This window comes from Nocardia sp. CA-084685 (genome assembly GCF_050955785.1).
GTDB lineage: Bacteria > Actinomycetota > Actinomycetes > Mycobacteriales > Mycobacteriaceae > Nocardia.
In genome coordinates this window covers 3,037,886-3,056,087 of record NZ_CP192094.1, presented here as the reverse complement: position 1 = coordinate 3,056,087, position 18,202 = coordinate 3,037,886, and the positions used below count along the sequence as shown (strand labels likewise).

At 65.8% G+C, this 18,202-nt stretch carries 17 protein-coding genes and 2 pseudogenes; 10 read left to right on the top strand and 9 right to left on the bottom strand.

Features of this window, described 5'->3' with window-relative positions; translation table 11 throughout:
• Positions 1-506 precede the first annotated feature (506 nt).
• Positions 507-752, bottom strand: a complete 246-nt coding sequence (locus tag ACQP2U_RS13850) for a hypothetical protein (RefSeq protein ID WP_433715007.1) — start codon at positions 750-752, stop codon at positions 507-509.
• A gap of 246 nt (positions 753-998) precedes the next feature.
• Positions 999-1,622, bottom strand: a complete 624-nt coding sequence (locus tag ACQP2U_RS13845) for a TetR/AcrR family transcriptional regulator (protein WP_433716462.1) — start codon at positions 1,620-1,622, stop codon at positions 999-1,001.
• Positions 1,623-1,759: 137 nt separating this feature from the next.
• On the opposite strand from ACQP2U_RS13845, the gene ACQP2U_RS13840 reads away from it, so the two are divergent.
• Together ACQP2U_RS13840 and ACQP2U_RS13835 are read left to right on the top strand one after the other, a co-directional pair.
• Positions 1,760-2,527 carry an SDR family oxidoreductase gene (locus tag ACQP2U_RS13840; RefSeq protein WP_433715006.1) on the top strand — a complete coding sequence of 256 codons (768 nt, stop codon included), beginning with the start codon at positions 1,760-1,762 and terminating at the stop codon, positions 2,525-2,527.
• A 76-nt stretch (positions 2,528-2,603) separates the two neighbouring features.
• Complete coding sequence (locus ACQP2U_RS13835; RefSeq protein WP_433715005.1) at positions 2,604-3,497, top strand: SDR family oxidoreductase; 894 nt, start codon at positions 2,604-2,606, stop codon at positions 3,495-3,497.
• A gap of 243 nt (positions 3,498-3,740) precedes the next feature.
• On the opposite strand, the gene ACQP2U_RS13830 is transcribed toward ACQP2U_RS13835, so the two are convergent.
• The 6 genes and pseudogenes from ACQP2U_RS13830 to ACQP2U_RS13805 form a co-directional block, all read right to left on the bottom strand.
• The gene (locus ACQP2U_RS13830; protein WP_433715004.1) at positions 3,741-4,226 is read right to left on the bottom strand and encodes a hypothetical protein; all 486 of its coding nucleotides are present in this window, start codon (positions 4,224-4,226) and stop codon (positions 3,741-3,743) included.
• A 64-nt stretch (positions 4,227-4,290) separates the two neighbouring features.
• Positions 4,291-5,946 (bottom strand): hypothetical protein, encoded by a 1,656-nt coding sequence (locus ACQP2U_RS13825; protein ID WP_433715003.1) that lies wholly within the window; start codon positions 5,944-5,946, stop codon positions 4,291-4,293.
• On the bottom strand, positions 5,943-6,581 hold the full coding sequence (locus ACQP2U_RS13820; RefSeq protein WP_433716461.1) for an AAA family ATPase: 639 nt from the start codon (positions 6,579-6,581) through the stop codon (positions 5,943-5,945). The genes ACQP2U_RS13825 and ACQP2U_RS13820 overlap by 4 nt, the downstream gene beginning before the upstream one ends.
• A gap of 143 nt (positions 6,582-6,724) precedes the next feature.
• Positions 6,725-8,240: pseudogene (locus ACQP2U_RS13815) on the bottom strand (Mu transposase C-terminal domain-containing protein).
• A gap of 893 nt (positions 8,241-9,133) precedes the next feature.
• Positions 9,134-9,457 (bottom strand): annotated as a pseudogene (locus ACQP2U_RS13810) (FAD-dependent monooxygenase); the annotation flags it as partial.
• 53 nt (positions 9,458-9,510) lie between these two features.
• Positions 9,511-10,380, bottom strand: a complete 870-nt coding sequence (locus tag ACQP2U_RS13805) for a hypothetical protein (RefSeq protein WP_433715002.1) — start codon at positions 10,378-10,380, stop codon at positions 9,511-9,513.
• Positions 10,381-10,527: 147 nt separating this feature from the next.
• On the opposite strand from ACQP2U_RS13805, the gene sigI reads away from it, so the two are divergent.
• The 8 genes from sigI to ACQP2U_RS13765 all read left to right on the top strand — a co-directional run bounded on the left by sigI (position 10,528) and on the right by ACQP2U_RS13765 (position 16,713).
• The gene (gene sigI, locus ACQP2U_RS13800) at positions 10,528-11,394 is read left to right on the top strand and encodes an RNA polymerase sigma factor SigI (RefSeq protein ID WP_433715001.1); all 867 of its coding nucleotides are present in this window, start codon (positions 10,528-10,530) and stop codon (positions 11,392-11,394) included.
• Positions 11,395-11,486: 92 nt separating this feature from the next.
• Positions 11,487-11,885, top strand: coding sequence for a hypothetical protein (locus ACQP2U_RS13795; RefSeq protein WP_433715000.1), 399 nt, complete (start codon positions 11,487-11,489; stop codon positions 11,883-11,885).
• Between the two features lie 194 nt (positions 11,886-12,079).
• A complete protein-coding gene (locus ACQP2U_RS13790; RefSeq protein ID WP_433714999.1) occupies positions 12,080-12,370 on the top strand; it encodes a hypothetical protein in 291 nt (96 codons plus the stop codon).
• Between the two features lie 528 nt (positions 12,371-12,898).
• On the top strand, positions 12,899-13,369 hold the full coding sequence (locus tag ACQP2U_RS13785) for a hypothetical protein (RefSeq protein ID WP_433714998.1): 471 nt from the start codon (positions 12,899-12,901) through the stop codon (positions 13,367-13,369).
• Between the two features lie 1,124 nt (positions 13,370-14,493).
• Positions 14,494-14,895, top strand: a complete 402-nt coding sequence (locus tag ACQP2U_RS13780) for a neutral zinc metallopeptidase (RefSeq protein WP_433714997.1) — start codon at positions 14,494-14,496, stop codon at positions 14,893-14,895.
• A 545-nt stretch (positions 14,896-15,440) separates the two neighbouring features.
• Positions 15,441-15,782 (top strand): hypothetical protein, encoded by a 342-nt coding sequence (locus ACQP2U_RS13775; RefSeq protein ID WP_433714996.1) that lies wholly within the window; start codon positions 15,441-15,443, stop codon positions 15,780-15,782.
• 61 nt (positions 15,783-15,843) lie between these two features.
• Positions 15,844-16,356, top strand: a complete 513-nt coding sequence (locus ACQP2U_RS13770; protein WP_433714995.1) for a hypothetical protein — start codon at positions 15,844-15,846, stop codon at positions 16,354-16,356.
• A 9-nt stretch (positions 16,357-16,365) separates the two neighbouring features.
• Positions 16,366-16,713 (top strand): TerD family protein, encoded by a 348-nt coding sequence (locus ACQP2U_RS13765; protein ID WP_433716460.1) that lies wholly within the window; start codon positions 16,366-16,368, stop codon positions 16,711-16,713.
• A 288-nt stretch (positions 16,714-17,001) separates the two neighbouring features.
• Here ACQP2U_RS13765 and ACQP2U_RS13760 read toward each other — a convergent pair whose 3' ends face one another.
• The gene (locus ACQP2U_RS13760) at positions 17,002-18,180 is read right to left on the bottom strand and encodes a hypothetical protein (RefSeq protein ID WP_433714994.1); all 1,179 of its coding nucleotides are present in this window, start codon (positions 18,178-18,180) and stop codon (positions 17,002-17,004) included.
• Positions 18,181-18,202: the final 22 nt, after the last annotated feature.

Below are 18,202 nucleotides of genomic sequence, written 5' to 3'. Positions count from 1 at the left end.
CAGCAGGGCAACCGAGTGCAGAGGAGTACGGACATCCGTGCAGCCGACTTCGGACATCGACAAACCGCCAGGACGGCGGTGCCGGAGCGGTGCCCAACAAACGTGTTGAAAACGGTTGGTGTTCAACAAGTCTTGTTAGCCCTTTCTCCGACACCCGCACCACGAATCTGTCGGTGCCGCATGTCAGTCTGTGGCTCCCGGGCTGACGCCCCTACATGCGAGTTCCCACGAGATTGTCAGTGGGTTGATCTGCGGTTTTCCCATTGCATTCAGTAGGTTTTCCCGCTTGATGTCAGTGGTGTGCTGTTTGAAAGTGTTGCGTTGATCTGGGGATTCGTCGTCACGGGGATGTTGGGTGGGATGCCTGGTCGTGGTCGCGGAGCATCCGCACAAGTGCCGAATCAGGCGGGATGAGTGGGCCACCGGGCTGCCTCGGCAGGACTATCGGCGGTGGTAGGCCTCACGGGACCGTCGACGAAGAGTGAGTAGACCTTTCCCGGATTGACCTACGGCCGTCGGATCGATGCTTGGTCGCTCGGTAGGGCCGGGATTTCGGTGAAGAGGACTTCCACGAGTGGGCTGCCGGTCATCCAGTCCTCGACGTGTTGGGGCTGATGGACGTTGGCCGCGTTGCGGGGTTGGTTGAGGTCCTCGACGATGTATTCGATGATGGGGCGCTTGTGCGCGGGATCGGTGATGGGCACGGCGGTTGCTGGCAGGTCGGCGTGGATTCCGTTCTTGAGGTGGAACACGAACTGCGGGTTCGCGATCAGGTTGGAGTACCAGCTCCGACGGGCGGGGGTACTGCTGAGGTACCAGTGGCCGTTGATGTGATGGAACCAGATCTCGATTCGTCGCGGTGTACCCGAGCGCGCCCATGGTGGTGATATCGATGGTGCGTTGCCGAGCCGTCGAGGCGGGGCTCAGGGTCAATGCGTTCATGATCGCGGTGTGGTCGGGCACGATATCTCCGGTTCGATGGGGTGGGGTCGCGTTCATCACGACAGGTTCTTCGGAGTGGGGGCAGTGGGGCGTTGTGAGGCAGGAGCCTCATTTCCGATTCCGTGGAACAGGTTGTCGATGAGGTGGTCGGCGAAGGTGATGGTGATCGGTTGGTCGGGCAGCAGTAAGCGGTGGTAGCACGCTCCCCAGAGTTGGTCGATGACGCTTTCGCTGTCGAGGTTCTCGCGGAGTTGTCCGCGTGAGCGGGCAGCGTCGAGTCGTTGGATCGCCAGAGCGCGCCGGGGCGACGAATACGAGGACAGATACGCCGAGAGCAGCTCCGGGTCGGTTTGCGCGGCCCCGATGAGTTCACGCAGTACTGCCCCGGCCGGCGTTTCGGTCAGAAGCGTCACGAACGCGTGCAGCTGGGCACGCAGGTCGGCTTCGATATCTCCGGTGTCGGGAAACGCGAGAGTCTGGGAGACCGCGGTGAAGTATCCCGCCAGCGCCAGAGCGCCCTTGGAGGGCCAGAACTTGTAGATCGTCACCTTGCTCGCGCCGCTGAGCGCGGCGACCTTCTCGATGGTGAACCCGGCCATACCCGCCTCGAGCAGCAGCTTTCCTGCCGTCTCGACGATCTCGGCGCGTACTTCCTCGGTGGGTCTGCGGCCTCGCCCCATGATGTCTGTCTCCTGATTATCGCGCTGTCGACGCACCAACGAACCCATATATGGACAGTGCGTTCACATCCATGCTTTAATGAACTCATCGTACACATAAGGCCAACGGGCGCCATGACCCATCGAAGGAGCATCAGATGACCGACACCACAGCACCCCGCACCGACCCCGCCGTGACCGGCGCACGCGTCGCCTTGGTCACCGGAGCATCGGGTGGAATCGGCCGCGCCATCGCCGCCCGCCTCGGCGCGCAGGGCATGGCGGTGGGCGTGCACTACGCCGGTAACCGCGACCGCGCCCAGGACAGCGCCGACGCCGTCATCGCCGCAGGCGGTCAGGCGATCCTGGTCTCGGGGGATGTCGCCGACGAGAACGCGGTAGGACAGATGTTCGATGAGCTCGACGCGGCTTTCGGCGGGGTCGACGTCGTCGTCCACACCGCGGGGGTGATGCTGCTGTCTCCCCTGGTCGATCTGTCGTTCGACGACTTCGATCGCATGCACCGCACGAATGTGCGTGGCGCGTTCGTGGTCTCGCAGCAGGCTGCCCGACGAGTCCGCGACGGCGGCGCGATCATCAACTTCTCCAGCTCGGTCGTCAAACTCGCCCTCCCCGGCTACGGCGCCTACGCGGCGACCAAGAGCGCGGTCGATGCCCTGACGCTGATCCTGGCCAAGGAACTGCGCGGACGCAACATCACTGTCAACGCCGTCGCCCCCGGCCCTACCGCCACGCCGCTGTTCCTCGACGGCAAACCTCAGCAGGCCATCGACGCCCTGAAGAACATGACACCCCTCGAGCGACTCGGCCGGCCCGAGGACATCGCCGAGACCGTCGCCCATCTCGCCGGACCGGCCCGATGGATCAACGGCCAGATCCTCTACGCCAACGGCGGAATCATCTGAACGCCTCCTGCGCGCGCACGACTGCACGCCTTCGCACCGAACCACTCACCCGCCCACACCCGAAGGAACAACGATCATGAGCAAGACCATCATCATCACCGGCGCATCCAGCGGATTCGGCGCCATGACCGCACGCCACCTCGCCGACGCCGGGCACACCGTCTACGCCGGCATGCGCAACACCACCACCCGCAACACCGGCGCGGTCGAGGATGCCCGTAGTTACGCTGCCGACCACCACGTCGATTTGCGCCCCATCGAAATGGACGTCTCCGACCAGCAATCCGTCGACGCCGCCGTCGCTGCTGTCATCGCCGAGACGGGCCGACTCGATGTCGTCGTGCACAACGCGGGGCACATGGTCCTGGGCCCCAGCGAAGCATTCACCCCCGACCAGTTGGCCGAGGTATACGACACCAATGTCGTGTCCACCCAACGGGTCAACCGAGCAGCCCTGCCGCATCTGCGGGCCCAACACGACGGTCTGCTCGTGTGGGTCGGCTCCTCCAGCGCACGCGGCGGCACACCGCCCTACCTCGGCCCCTACTTCGCGGCCAAAGCGGCGATGGACTCCCTCGCGGTCTCCTACGCCGCCGAAGTGGCCCGCTTCGGCATCGAGACCACGATCATCGTCCCCGGCTCCTTCACCACCGGCACCAACCACTTCGCACACGCCGGTCACGCCGCCGACGCCACCGTCACCACCGACTACGACCAGCAGTACGCCGGTCTGATGGACCAGGTCTCGCAGAGACTGGCCGAACTCGCACCCGCCGACCAGGACCCCACCGAGGTCGCCCGCGCGATCACTCGTGTCGTCGACACCACCGAAGGACAGCGGCCCTTCCGAGTCCACATCGATCCCGCCCACGACGGAGCCGAAGAAGTCTTCGAACTCGGCGACAAGATCCGCGAAAACTTCTACCACCGCATCCAACTCGCCGACCTGCTCCATCCCACCGCACACTGACCCCGTCACCAGCGCGCCCACGCCGCTACGCACTGCCTCAGGAGCTGTCCCATGTCGCGCACCACAACAATTCTGGTCATCGGGCTCGTGCTCGTCACCGTCTTTCTCACCCTCGGAGCCACGGTCAAGGCGGTCGGGATCCGGCGGGCCGCCGAGGACTTCGTCCTCGTCTGGTTCGCGCTGACGACGGGGAACATGGCTGTCGGGGTGATCGGAAACGTTTCGCGGCGAGGCCTTTCGGCGTCAGGTGAGGCCGATTCTCTGTCGGAGTTCGGGACCGTGATACGTCTCGTCGGTGTTGGCGGGCAGGGAGGTCTTGAAGTCGGAAGGGACGAGACGACGACCGATCGCCTTCTCCAGGCAGCGGAAGCAGACCCGGCCCTTCAGCCCTGAGCTTGCCCACAGCTCGTCGTGAACCATGTACAGGTTCGAGTCGGGGCTGCGGCATTGATCGCAGCGCAGATCCATCTCGTAGGGCGCCCATTCGTACCGGTGCCGTGCACCGTTGTCCCACTCGATCTCGCGCCAACCGTGGTCACCACGAATACGTATGGGGCGCGCCCCGTGCATCTCGCTGTAGTCGACCGTGAGGTCGTGGATGGCCGATTCCACGTCGATGAGGTCATCGTCGGGCAGATCGAGGTCTCCGTCGAGGTCGTCGTAGCCGGAGACGGTCAGGCTCCAGAGGTTCAGGACGCCGTCCTGTAGATGAAAGTCGAAGCCGGTCACGGGCAGACAGTATCGCGAGGCGCCGACAGGGATGGTCGCGCACGGGCGGTGCGCGGTGGAACTGTCACCGGTGGGGTTCGGGAGGAAACCGGCGCTCCGATGCTTGCTGCTCCTCGGTCGGCCGTGCGACGGCCCGACCTCGTTCGGCGGGCGGTATCCGCTCGGCGCGGGGGACTCTTTCTTCGATGACACCACCGCCACCGAAAGGGTTGGGGTGGCGTCGCCGGAAGGTGAGCGGGTCCGGCCGCCGGGTGGGTTTCTTGATCTGCGGAGGGCGCGGTTGGTGGCCCAGCCACAGCATGCCTGTCTGCCACATCCAGCCCCGATTCCAGGGGTGGCGTGCGGGGGCGGGCACCGCGGTGGCTCTGATGGTCTCGGCCAGGATCTGCCCCGTCGACCCCACACCGCCGGTGAGCAGGCGCGCGAAGGGCTCCGGTGCCGAGCGGCCGAAGGTGATCGCGGCGTCGATGACCGGGCGCGCGATCGGTGGCACCGTCCATACGCACACGTCGGCGAACTTGTTGATGCTCGTGGGAGCGAAGATCAGTGCGTCACCGGTGAATCCGGCGTGCGGTATCAGGTTCAGCTCGGTGTATCCGGCGCCGGTGAACAGTCCGATGACGACGGCGGCGGCGTGGACGGGATTGGCCACCCGTGCTCGGATCGTCTCGACGAGTGCGGTGGTCAGCGGGGTGGAACTCATCGCGTAGCCGACCATGTAGGCCAGATTCGGCGGGAGCTGTAGGTCGATCCCGTGCTCGCCCAACGCCGTTTGCGCCCCACGCAGCCGGGTGATGGTGGTCTGCATACCCGGGCTGTCCACGACCACATGCCCCAACAGTCGATACAGGCCGATGATCTCGTGCCAGGCGGTGAGATCGTTGTCCCCGCCTCGGGAGCGCAGGATCGCGATCGGTGATTTCGCGGCCTGGGTCCGGGCGATCGTCCCCAACATCCGTTCGGCCAGGATGTGGTCCTGCTCGCCGCGCCACGGCGTCGGCGCCCCGCTACGGTGCGCGCATTCGAGGCCGGTGTGCTCACCGATCCAGGCACAGGCCCGTTCACCGCCGGTGACGAACTCCGCGCGTACCGCGGCGAACTGTTCACCGGGCATTCGTGATTCGGCGTCGGCGAGGAACTTCTCGGCGTCACTGTCGGGCACCGCCGCCAGGTCCCGGCTGGGCTGTGCCGGGTTCGGCACGGGGCGGGGTAGTCGGTCGATCAGCAGTGAGAGCGGTACGAGGCGGTGCGGCAGGGCCGCGGCCTCGATTCCACTCCAGCGGATCTGCTTGCCGCTGTGCCAGATCAGGGCCAGGTGCACGGGGGTGGCGCGGCGCAGCCACAACAGCCAGGCGAGCTGGGCGCCGGTCAGCAGGTGCGCGCGCAGCACGATCAGGTAGGCGACGTTGTCGGCCAGGATCCACGATCGCACGGCTCGCCCGCCGGCCTCGTTGCCGCCGACGTGTTCGTGGGAGGCGCGCTCCACACCGCATCCCAGGGCGGCCATCACATCGGCGATCAACGTCGACACCGACACCGAACCCGGTGTCGGGTGCACCGTCACCACCCCGGCTCTCGGTGCGTGCGCGGCCAGCAACGCCGAGGTCACCCCGGCGCCGTCGCCAGGGTCGGCCACGATCGTGATCGGGCGTAGCCGGCGGCCACGGTCGACCTCCTCGCCCAGCGTCCCGAGTAGCGGCACACGCAACCGCGGTGTCATCCGGACCCACCGCCCAGTTTGGAGAACACCCAGCCCAGGACTTCCTCGTCGACCCCGTCACGGCCGAGGCGTCCCAGCGTCCGCACGGTGTGGGAGGTGATCTTGGCCCAGGCCCGGAAATTGCCGTGCCCGGCGTGGGAATCGGCGAAAGCGATGACCTGCGGGTCGGTGTTCTCCCACACCGGATGAAACGCCGGGATCACCCGGAGCACCTGCTCCGGTGTCATGCGCCGGAACTCCTGCCACACATACACTCTCGAACTCAGCATCGGTTCGCGGCGCAGCACCTGGTAGCAGTCCCCGCCGCCGACGAACACGATCGCGATGTCGGTGCGCTGGTCGTCCCACAGGTGCCGCCAGTACTCGAAGCACTCCCTCGACATCCATTGCGCCTCGTCACACACCAGCACCCGGAACCGTTCGGCGAGAACGTCCTTGAGTATCCGGTCGAACTCGATCGGCTTGCGCGGGGGCGCGCCCCCGATCGCGAGGGCGTCGAACAGGGTGTGGCGGATGTCGCGCGGGGTCGGCCGCGCCCGGAACTGCACCCGGCACACCATGTCCGGCGCCAGCTCGCGCAGCGTCGCGTCGACCGAGAGCGTCTTGCCCAACCCGGCGTCGCCATGCACGCACATCATCGCCTTGGCCTCGATCACATCGGCCAGGTTGTCCTTCATCAACAACAGCGCCGGAGTCGCCACGATGTGCGCACCGGCCAGGCCGAGGAAGTGATCGGCCGCGGCCGTGATGGCGCTGCGCGGCGTGGATGCTCGGTTCATCAGTGCTGCTCCGTGCTGGGCTCGTCGCGGCGGTGGGCGGTCTCGTCGAGGTCGATCGGCATCACCCAGCCCGGCGCGGGCGGCGGCAGAGGGATCAGGTCCGGGCGCGCCCAGCGCGCCATGTCGGCGTCCCGTTCGGCCACACGTTCGTGATCGGCTTCGGTGGTGGTCATCGCGTCCAGTCGCCGCGCCGGTGCCGGGGTGGTCACCGCGGCGTAGCGGGTGCGGCGGGCGCGTTCGGCCTTGCCCAGGTCGGTGCGCAACCGGGCGGCCCGCCGGTCGCGCGCGCGTCGCACCGCGGCCTTGGTGGCCTCCGAGGCCCGGTCTGCGAGTTCGGCACGGCCCAGATGCGCACCCGACGTCGCGTCGAACACCTCCACCTCGTGGTCGTGATGGGGCATGTACCGCAACCGCACCGACGCCCCGACCCACCATCCAGTCCGCCACGTAGTGGCGGCCGCGCCCGAACGCCACACCCTTGGTGGTGATCTTGCGTCGGCGGCGGTCGTCCTCGAGGGTGAACATCCACAGCTTCTTCTCGTCGGCCTCGTGGACCGGAGTCGGATCGGCCAGCCACGAATCCAACGGCGTACGTCCGTCGAGCTCGTCGATGACATGGACCCGGTTCCACCAGTCCACCCACCCCAGCAACTCGGCCACGAACGCCGCGAACGTCAACGCCGGTTGATCCGGATCCACCGGCACCCCGTTGGCCAGGGTCGGACGGTGGGTGTAGCGCGGCAGCCCCGCGAGCAACATCTCCTCCACCGCGCCGTTGACCATCTCCACCGTGCCCTTCAAAAACGGGGTGTAACCAGGCAGATCGACCACCCGCACCGCGAACGCCCCCAACGCATCCCCCACCGTGCGCGACAAGAAATCCTTTCCCCGATCCACCCGCACCACCTCCGGCAGACCACCCGCGGGCCCGTACGGCTCACTACAGGAGATCGCCGACCGCAACGCCGCCAGAATGGCCTCCCGACTCGGGGTATGCGGCGTCACCGCCACCCCCAGGATCACATCGTGCGCGGCGTCGACGAACCACGTCACCCACGGCTTGACCAACCGGCCATCCACCTCGACCTGCACCGGAGCCTCGACATGATCGCCCTCCCACGCCGCATTCCGATACGACGCAGGCCGTTTGAGGAACACGTCATACCGACGCCGAGCCCGCTCACCGCCCCGCAACCCGGCCCGATCGCCACTGCTCACATCCGCGGCGACCGCCCGATACAACGCCGACTTACTCGGCGCCGCAGGCCCACCGGCCAACTCCGCAGCGACCAACTCCCGATGCAACGCCATCACGTTGCCCCGCCAATACGCCAACCGGACACGCAACTCGTCATCGATCCGTGCCCGCGACCGCGGCAGCGAGCCACCCCCATCGCGCCGCGCCGCCAGCCACCGCCACACCGTCCGCTCGGCCACTCCCAGCGTTTCCGCACTCAACCGGACATGGGCGCTGGTCAACGCCCCCCGGCGATCCAACGCCGACAACCGCTCCACAGCCGCCTGCCGAAGAGCACGAGCATCGACGTCGACCACCACCGACCTCCCGCCGAGCCGTCACACCACAATCACAAAATTGCACCACGAAACCGACAGCACAGCATCAGAACTCACCTCATCACGGCGTCAACACCACTGACATCGAAGTGGGAATCAACCACTGACATTTCAGTGGGAACTCGCACCTACAGGTCGAGCCCGAGATCGACCGCCCGTACATGAATCCGAATCCCTTTTCTCCGGATTGGTTCGCAGAGCCTCGAGCTTGTTGCGATGCCGGTAGTGGCGTTACTTGCACGCGTCGTCGCAGTGCTTCCTGGACCGACCCTTCGTGTCGGGGCAGCGGCGCGGTGGCAATGCCTCGCACATCTTGCAGAATCGTCCGACGTCCGGCATGTCGCCGTAGAAGGTAGGGCGCTGCCTGGCAGATCGTCTGCCCCGCGGGAATGGCCCCGACCGCTGTGGTGTCGGCATGGGCCGGCTGGCCTTCCGAGCTTCCTCGGCCGAATTCGGCTACACCGCCGAGGAGATCGCCGGGCCGAACGATCAGGTGGTGGACACGCTCGTCGCACGGTGCACCGGACTCGAGCGCGCAGAAGGTGCACGCACACCTGGCCGCCGGGGCCGACCACGTCACCCTACTGCTCCCGATCGGCACCGAATTCGCTCCTGGCATCGACCATCTCGTCCACCTCGCTCCGGCCCCTGACGGCCCTCGGCTGAGGACCCCTGCACGCCCATGGTCGAAATATCCAGCGTGGCCGCCCCGCTGGGACTCCGTAGCGGACCAGTACGAAAGCACTCAGGTTGCCGGGCGGCCGAACCACCTTGCCAGATGGGTATCCAACTCCGACTGCGCGTCGCCGACCCATGCCACATGGCCGTCTGGAAGAGATCAAGCGCCGCACCGCTTGGGGCCCCGCTTCGGTGGAAATCAACTCCGCCTGTGCACGCGTGTTGTCCAGCACGTCGGCGGCCACCGGACGCCGCTCGGATTCGTAGCTGTCGAGCAGGTTGTGCGGTGCCCAGCCGTTGATCGCGGCGGCGAGCTTCCAGCCGAGGTTGAACGCGTCCTGGACGCCGAGGTTGAGACCCTGTCCTCCCATCGGCGGGTGGATGTGTGCGGCGTCGCCGGCGAGCAGCACCCGGCCGCGACGGTAATGCTCGGCCAAACGGGTGGCGTCACCGAAGCGCGATAGCCAACGCGGTGAGTGCCCCGCCTCTGGCATAGAACCTGTTGAGCCCCCAGAGGCGGGCAGTGGTGGCCTCAGGAGGTCTTGGTGAGCGATCCGATGCTCAGCAGGTAGCCGGTCCCTTGCGCGTCGATGCCGTTCACGACGGCGAATTCATGATGGCCGTCGCTGGCGATCGACCAGAAATTCACTGTCTGGGAGCCACACTGCTGCGGCGTGGAAGCGAGTTCGGCGGTGTTGCCGTCCGCTGCCAACGTCCACACACATCCATCGTCGGTTCGGGCCTTGACCTGGCCGCGATCACCGGGAGTGAAGGTCACCGATCCCGTTTTCGAGACTCGCTGCGGGTTCAGGAGATTGATCCCGCGCGCAGGATCGGCCGGGTCGAAGGTCCACGTCCCGATGAAGTGTTCGAGTGTTTCGTGGGGCTTCTCGATTCCGGCTCTGGTACGACTGGCGTTGTCGAGTACGAACGGATACTGGCCGCCGTTGAAATCGCTTGTCGCATGGACCGTTTCCCTTTCTCGGTTGCCGCGGACGGTGACATGCCAGGTGTCGACGTTGTAGCCGGAGCCGATCACCTTGTTGAAGCAGTACTGGTCCTTGGAGGTCAGGTCGAGACCGTCGGACCCGAGCGCGAAGTGCCAGGTGCAACCCTGATCGCTACGACCGACCACACCGCCGGGCTCTCGTTCGAAGACGACCGTTCCGATCTGTGGGATCTTGTATTCCGAGGCCGGCAGCTGCATCACCGCTATGTTGGTTCCGCTGGAGAAGTCGGGCTGATCGTAATTCCAGGTGCCGAGATACTGATCGACATCGTGGTTGTCCGCATCGGCGGTTGCTGGCCCCGGCGAGAGGGCCAAAGCCGTACCGACCGCTGCCGCCATGGCGGCCAGCAGCCGAGTGAACGCGTGTGGACGGTGTGTCGTGATGAGTGTCATTGCCTCTCCTGGTTCCCGAATCGGATCCGCTGATGCGGATCCATGTACGCGAGCAATAGGACGAGGCGGCGATCGGGAAAGTTACAACAGCTCCAGGGCGCCTGCGCGTAACTTTTATCGAGGTCATTTCGTCCTCGAAGTATGGAAATGACTTCGCACGACCGTGGCACCGCGTTCGACCAGGCCTGGCAGGGCAATCGGGCGTACCTGGTCGATCTGGCGTTCCGGATGCTGGGCGACATCGGTGACGCGGAAGACGTTGTGCAGGAAGCCTTCACGCGGCTCGATCACATTGATATCGGCGTACTGGCGGACGTGCGCGGATGGCTCACCGTCGTCACCAGCAGGATATGCCTGGACATGCTGCGGTCGGCGCGCGTCCGCCATGAATGGCCAGGCGACCCGATGCGGATGGAAGCACTCGACTCCCCTTACCGAGCCGCCGCGGCCGATCCGGCCGATCGGATCACTCTCGACGAGGACGTCCAATTTGCACTGCTGGTGGTGCTGCAGCGGTTACGCCCCGCCGAGCGGGTCGCCTTCGTCCTGCACGATGTCTTCGCCATGCCGTTCGACACCATCGCCGAGACGCTCGGACAACCGATCGGAACCTGCCGCCAACTGGCTCGTCGCGCGCGGCTCAAACTAGCCGGCACCCGGCCCGACACCGCCGCGCTCGCCCCCGAATACCGAACAGTCACAGCGAAATTCATCGATGCATGCGCGACCGGCGACCTCACCACGTTGCTCACCGTTCTGCACCCCGAGGCGTGGGGCATCGCCACATTCCTCGGCGGCTCGATCGGTCCTCAGATCTCCCACGGACGGACCCAGGTCGGCCAGAATCTACTGACCTACTACACCAACCGGGCAGTCCTCGTGTCCCATTCGGTACTCGACCAGCCGGCCATCCTCGCCTTCATCGATCACCGCTTCTTCGCACTGCTCGTACTCACCGTCGAAGACGGCCTCGTCCGCAAGATCGAAGCGACGGTCAACCCCACCCGTCGATGAGGCGATACATCGGGGACTCGCGAGTACGGATATCCCTGCCGCCGCCGCGATTGAGTCTGCGGCGCTTGGTCTATGCCGCACGAAAGCCCCCATTGAAGACCGAAAACGGATGGCGCCGAATCCTGTTGCCGCCACACACCATCGAGTCGATCCGCGTGGCCATCGAGCACCTGAAGACCTCACGGCAGCCGGACCCGATGGGATTGCTGTTCCCGTCCCGAGTCGGGACGCTGCGCAATCCGAGCAACTTCGGCCGGACCTGGCGCGCCGCCCGCGGCGACACCTTCGCGTGGATCACTCCGCGAACCTTCCGCAAGGGCGCCGCCACCGAGGTCGACCGCGAGTACGAGGCTCCGGAACGCGCGGCCCGCCAACTGGGAAACACCACGGCGGTGGCCAAGGGCCATTACATCGACATCCCCAGAGACCGTGCCGGACAATCGAGACGTCCTCGAACGGTGGGCACGAGGCGAATAGGCCCGAAAGTGTGAGATTTTGGTGAAACGGATCGAATGACGAATTGGCAATCAAGCCATGATTCGGCTCCCGATGTAGACAACCAAGGCCCGACTCCGCGCTCCAGCCCGCACGATAGGACGCGAGTGCGTCGGCGACCCGCAACGACTTTGGCGCGTCAGAATCCAACACACCGAAGCTATTTCAGCAGCAGCAATATTTCAGCAAATTGCCATCGAATCCGGCGTCGGCGCGACGAATACCGTTGCGCCGAGGCGTACTGCTGATGCTCGACGGCGGTCTGCGCACCGGCGAAGTCCTGCGGCTGCCCGAAGAAGGTCCCTGCGAATGCGACCTCTACCTCACATGCACCAAATTCCTCACCACCACCGAATACGCCCCCCGCCTGAAAGATCGACTCTGTCTGGAACACACCCTCGCCGAGGACGCCACCGACTGCGGGTGCCCCGAGAAGCTGAGCGGCACAACGCAATTGCCGCCCGCCTCGAAACTCTTCTGACCGAACTCGAATCCGAAGCTGACAGCAGCCAGTTGGAGCATCTCCCCGCGCGCGACAACGACTGCGATGAATAGCGGGGCAGTTCTTGTCCGGCAACTCCACGCCCAGAACCCGTCAGGTCCTCCAAACCGGCCTGCCACCGATCATCCGCGAGGCTGTGCGCGACGGCCACGGCGAATGTGGTTGTATTACAAACAAATTCGACAGGCGTGTGGGTGTCAACGCCGAGGGAGGGTTCGCTCGGCATTGACGGCGCGGTGCCAGCCTTTCACCGGCGGCGACACGCCGACACCCACGATCTCAGGCTGGAGTCTAGGCTCCCGGCATGAGCATGGCCCACACCGAGAAAAGCCGACCGGGGAACCGACCATTGCGGTCATTGCTTCGCAGGTATCTTCTGCTCGTCTGCACCATCATGGCCTGCCTTGCGATACTCGTCTCGGCAAGCGAGCCGGCCAGCGCCGAGCTGATGTCGTTGTCGCCGTTGCTGATCCTCGGGGGACATTCGTGGTGGTTGTGGTGTGGACCGTGGTCATCGTCTACCCGATCCTGGCAGTCCGATCCCGGCGGCTTCGGGTACCCGAGCTCGACCCCCTGGCTGCTCCCGCACTGATAATCGCGCTCACGGCCATTCTATGGAGCGCAGACCTGCCAATGGCTGTGCGCTGGCACTTCTCGGCGCACGCCTTCGACGATGCGGCACAGCAGGTGAGTGCCGGGATCGATCCACGGACGTTCGAAGGTGACCAGCTCGGCCTTTATCGCATTCGCGGTGTGCAACCCTACGGCGATCGCGGCGTGGAACGCCGCAACGACGGCATCTACTTCAGGACTGGCCCGATGGCGGCCCATTGCTCGATGGGAAGCGGCTTTGCCAATCTTTCTGGCCACCGGCCCGCGACAGGCGCATTCCATCACCTCAGCGGCGACTGGTATTGGTTCTGTTTCAACAGCGCGAGGGTTGTAGTGCCCGACCACCCCATCGGCGGAGTGTCCTAGCCGGTGACGAAACCGCCAGCCTGAAGCGACGAAGGCCAACAGGCCTGAGACGGTCGGCAGTTGCGCCCGAAGGTGATTCGATACGCTAGCCTGCCTCCCCAGACCAACACGCCCATCTGACCCGAGCAGGTCCGCATCACCACCTGGTTCCAGGTGCTGAGATAAATTCAGTGTGTTCCGGAAACCGTCGAAGCCCTCTACAACGGACCTCCGGTCATCGACGCGGCGCTGGCGGCCCGACTGGAGCGCCAGACCGTTCCGTAGCAGGGACGGCGCCGCTTCCACTTCCGCATCGGCCACAATGAATTATTTGCTGTTCACCGTCCCATCCCGTGTGGGCCGCACCGGGCCCAGAAATCAACCCGAACCCGGCCTGACCAGCAGTATCCTCCTCGCGCGCGCAGCGACGACGGATAGCCGAATACACCTATGCGCCGCAATAGCGCGCTGCCGAATGCGGCTGCGCCTGCCGGGTCGATTCTGGTGGCCGGTTTCGTCCCGCCAGGCCGGTACGCAGGCGGGTGGGCCAATGGCACCGTGTAGGGCAGACCGGTGAGACCGCACGGAGTGAAACAGGTCGAAAAGGACGCTCGCCGACCAACGGACCTCCGAGCGGACGCGGCCAGGCCCCCGGCGGCTACTGTCGGCCGTTGATATTTGGTGACGATCGGAACTCATGTGTCGAGTGGAAAATTCCGAGGGCCGTCCCGCCTGTCGCGCGTACTTCGCATTGCTGTCCTCTCCGCGGCGGTGATCGCACCGCTGGTCGCGCGCAGTTCGGGGTCGAATCCAGCGGGTTCGAATACCACGACACCCGCTCCGCGGGTCACGATTCACGGGGACGCCAACCACCCCGTCAACAAGATCGTCATTCAGGCCATTGCCGATCTGCAGCGGTATTGGTCGCAGCAGTTTCCGAAGCTGTACGGGTCCCCCTACACCCCGGTCACCGGGGGCTTCTATGCGGTGACCCCATCGTCGGGCGAATTGCCGCCCTGTGCCGAAACGGTGGAGGACATCATGGGCAACGCATTCTATTGTGGCGCACAGGATGTGGTGGCCTGGGATGTCGAAGGACTGCTGCCGACCCTGCGAAGAAGTTCGGCGACTTCGTCATACCGATCGTGCTTGCCCACGAATGGGGCCACGCGATCCAAACGCGGGCGAACTTCCAGGGCCTCACCGTCACCCAGGAAATCCAAGCGGACTGCTTCGCCGGGGCGTGGGCCGCCGATGTCGCCGCGGGCCACAGCTCGTTCAAGGCCGAGACCAACGATCTCGACGCCGCTCTTGCCGGATTCCTGACGCTGCGCGACGAGCCCGGCACGGACAAGACCAATCCCGCCGCGCACGGCAGCGGTTTCGACCGGGTCAGCTCCTTCCAAACCGGATTCGACGGTGGCCCCGAATCGGCCCGCGACCGAGCAGACCCGCGCCGCGATGCAACGTCGCCACGAGTTCAGCGAGTCACCGACCTGGATCGTACGCCGCACCGTCGGCCGCCTCTGGGACACCGATCCCGATGACGACGAACTCGCCCGCGTCGGCGCCCCGGCATGTGAGCCCGCCGAGCCACAAGCCTCGGTCGAACCGACACCATCTCCGGGCCGCACTACCCTCGCAGCGCCTTCGTCGTCGCCGAAGCTCAACTTCGATGTTCCCCCGCCGTGGCAGACACCCGCTCCGACGATAAGTGCCCCACGAGTTCGCATCCGTTTGGCCACCGGATATTTCGGTTCAGGCAGCTTGTGCCCGGAAGTTGCAGCTCACGCAGTACCAACTGGGTCGTCCCGCGATCTGTGCGGCGTGCAGCATCTCCCCGCCCTTGCGCATTGGCGGGCGCTGTTGTCCGGCGACATCGACGACGGTGCCACATCACCCTCGATGCCGACAACGGTGAACTCGTTGCACAACTCGGACTGATGGATTGCACAGATCCCGACCGAAAGGGCGGCCCGCCCAGCGCCCCGGCGATAGGGTGGACTATGCGGTCATGGTCGAGCTGACCAGCTTTTTCGATCCGCGACGAGCCCCACGCTTCGGAAGCCGAAGAAAGTGAGGAACGAGAATCATGGGTGAGCCGACAACGATAATCGCGAAGACGATCGGGAATCCGTCGGGGCAACAGTACGACAATCCCTGGCAGTCCGGGCGTCCGGCCAAGGGAGAACGCGTTGCCATCTTCGCGTTCGAAGGCACGAGCGTTGACGGAGCAGCCGAAGCTATCCGGACGTACCACGTAGGTCCCGCTGATCTGGCCGAAGAAGAAACAATCGCGCCCGCGCACCCCGAGCCGCGGGGCTCACGGTGCAGTGGACCGGAGTGCGGCGGAACCATCGTTCGCCCACCAGCCGGTCTCGATATCGAGGCCGCGATGATGGATCTCGACCGCTCCGCCGAGGCGATGTTCTAGTACGAAGTCATGCCGGACGACACGCAGCTTGTCCGGATGTCGCGCGATCGAGGAGCATGTGATGAACCAGCGACTGTTCGATTTCATCGACGAGGCCCTGCGGCAATGCTTCGATGCCGGCGCCGGGCCGTATCCCTGGTTGTGCCGAGACGACGTCGAAGGGGTGCTGTCCGACGACGCCCGATGGCGTGTGATGCACGGCCGACTTGCGGCGATGGAATGGGGCAGCAGCGAATCCACCGGCAACGTCGCTGTTACCTCGGAGCGTTTGCTGATAACACCCCACGGTCTGCTCTATGCCGCCGGATTGAGCGCGCCGGTGCGGCGAGGGGCCGCTCGCCGAATACCGGCGGGGACAATGCGGCGGCCACTGTATTACCTAGCGACGCCGCCCCAGTTGTTCGAATCGATCGTCGACCGGGTCAGTACCACGTCGATGCTGCCGGAAGCGGTGTCTGCGGTGGACAATCGGCTCGGCCACGACCTGCTGTTTCCTTGGCCCCTCGATGCTGCGCTGTGCCGAATGCTCGATGCCCAGCCGGTTATGCGCATCGAACCCAAAGGATGGCGGTAGGCACACCGGCTGGTCGTCACTCAAAACCCTGGACCGACAGTCGAATACACCGCACCGAACTTCACCGATAGGGAGACGGTCGTCGTCATCGCCGAAGCCTACCGCCGCAACGATGCCTGGAAGGTGCGGGCAGTGGGCCAGGGCTACGCCTCCGGTCTGGGTGGCTTGGCCGGTGACGATGGACATTCGAGGCTCGCGATATGGGTCCGCGGCCAGCCCCTACTCCCCGCCAGCACTCATCCCATCAGCAGGGCCCTCTTTACGAGACATCAACGAAGGCTCACGCGATTCAGCCGTCCGGCCTGCCCCTGGCCCGTAGCCCTCGGAGGCAACGAGAACCCTTCGGCGTTTCCCTGAGCTTCGCACCCTGCCGTTACCAGCAGCGCACGTCAGAGCGGGGCCGGGCATCGAGCCCGCACCCAAAACTACACAGCCGAAACCAGATCCGGCCCTCCTATCTGCGAGTTCACTCGCATCGAGCGACATCGTGTCGCGTCGCAGTTCAACCTCTGGCGAATTCTGTGGTGTTCCGCTGCAGGCGACGCCGACAGCTTGTCATTCGTTGATCTAGTGAGTTCTCCAGCAGCGCTGGCCTTTTCGGGAGGAACGAGCTGCATACGAGTTCACGCAGGGCGCGGGGCCACTTTAGCGGTGCCCGCCGGTGTGATCGTGGGAGCAGGTGTCGGTGCGGCGGCCGTTCACGGTGGTGGCCGCCTGCCCTGCGCCGTGGCCTTCCAGGGCCGCGAACGGTCCGCACTGGTTGGCGGTGATCCAGACATGGACCATCGGATTGCCCGCGCCGGGGTTGATCGAGTTGGGCGGGCAGGTGCCCCGGGCGTCGGTGACACCGGCGACCTGAGGACCGTCGGCGCCGGTCTTCCAACAGAGGTTGTCGTGGACGTGCCACTGCATCAGTGGCCCGCCGTAGTCCACCAGATCGGTGTCGTCGATCTTCTTGCCCTTGGCGATGTACATCGCCGAGACCAGGATCCGATCGGCGCCGTCGACCCGGTAAACCAGGGACTCCGGGTGGGTGGCGTCGAGGAATCGGTCGTCGCGGATGTAGCCGGTGTTGATGTAATGCTCGTAACCGGTGGCCGAGTCGCCGATGGAGCGAAAGCCCAGTGCACCGATGGAACTGACGTCGGCGAACGCGGGCAACTGGTCGAGGGTGCTGCGAATCAGGGCGGTCGCACGCTGCTCCTGCGCGGCGGTCACGCCCGGCACGCCGGACACATCGACCGGGGTCGCCGGATCCCACGGCCGCGGCCATCCGGTGCCGGTCCCGTGGTCGGTGTGGTCGCCGCCTGCGGCATGGGTGTGGTCGCCGCCGGCATGGGTGTGGTCGCCGGCGTCGTGGCTGTGCACGTGTCCGGCGCCGCCGAGCATCGCCGCGACGGCGAGGGCGCCGGCCAGACCGGCGGCGGTCGCGGTCGGTGCCGTGGGCAGTGTCGCCCTCGGGCGCGCCAGGGTGAGGGTTGCACCGGCGATCGCGAGCAGCCCCAGCGCCGCGCACGTGCTGTCGAGGAACTGCGGCGCCTGCGCCGTGTCGAGGCCGTCGGGCCACGGCAGCCCCGCGAACCGGGTGTACCCCCAGATCACCACCGCCACGAGGTTCACCCCGATCACCGTGACCGGCATGGCCTTTCGCGTGCTCACCGACGCCAGCAGCCCGGCCGCGCACTGTGCTGCCGCGAGCACGACCATCAGCCGGGCGAGGGTGGCGTGCTCGGTATGCAGTCCCGCGGCGAACAGGTGCAACGCACCCGCCCCGACCGACGCCGCACCACCGAGCATCAGGAATCCGTTGCGCCCACCAGTCATGTTCGATCTCCTTCGTTCGCCC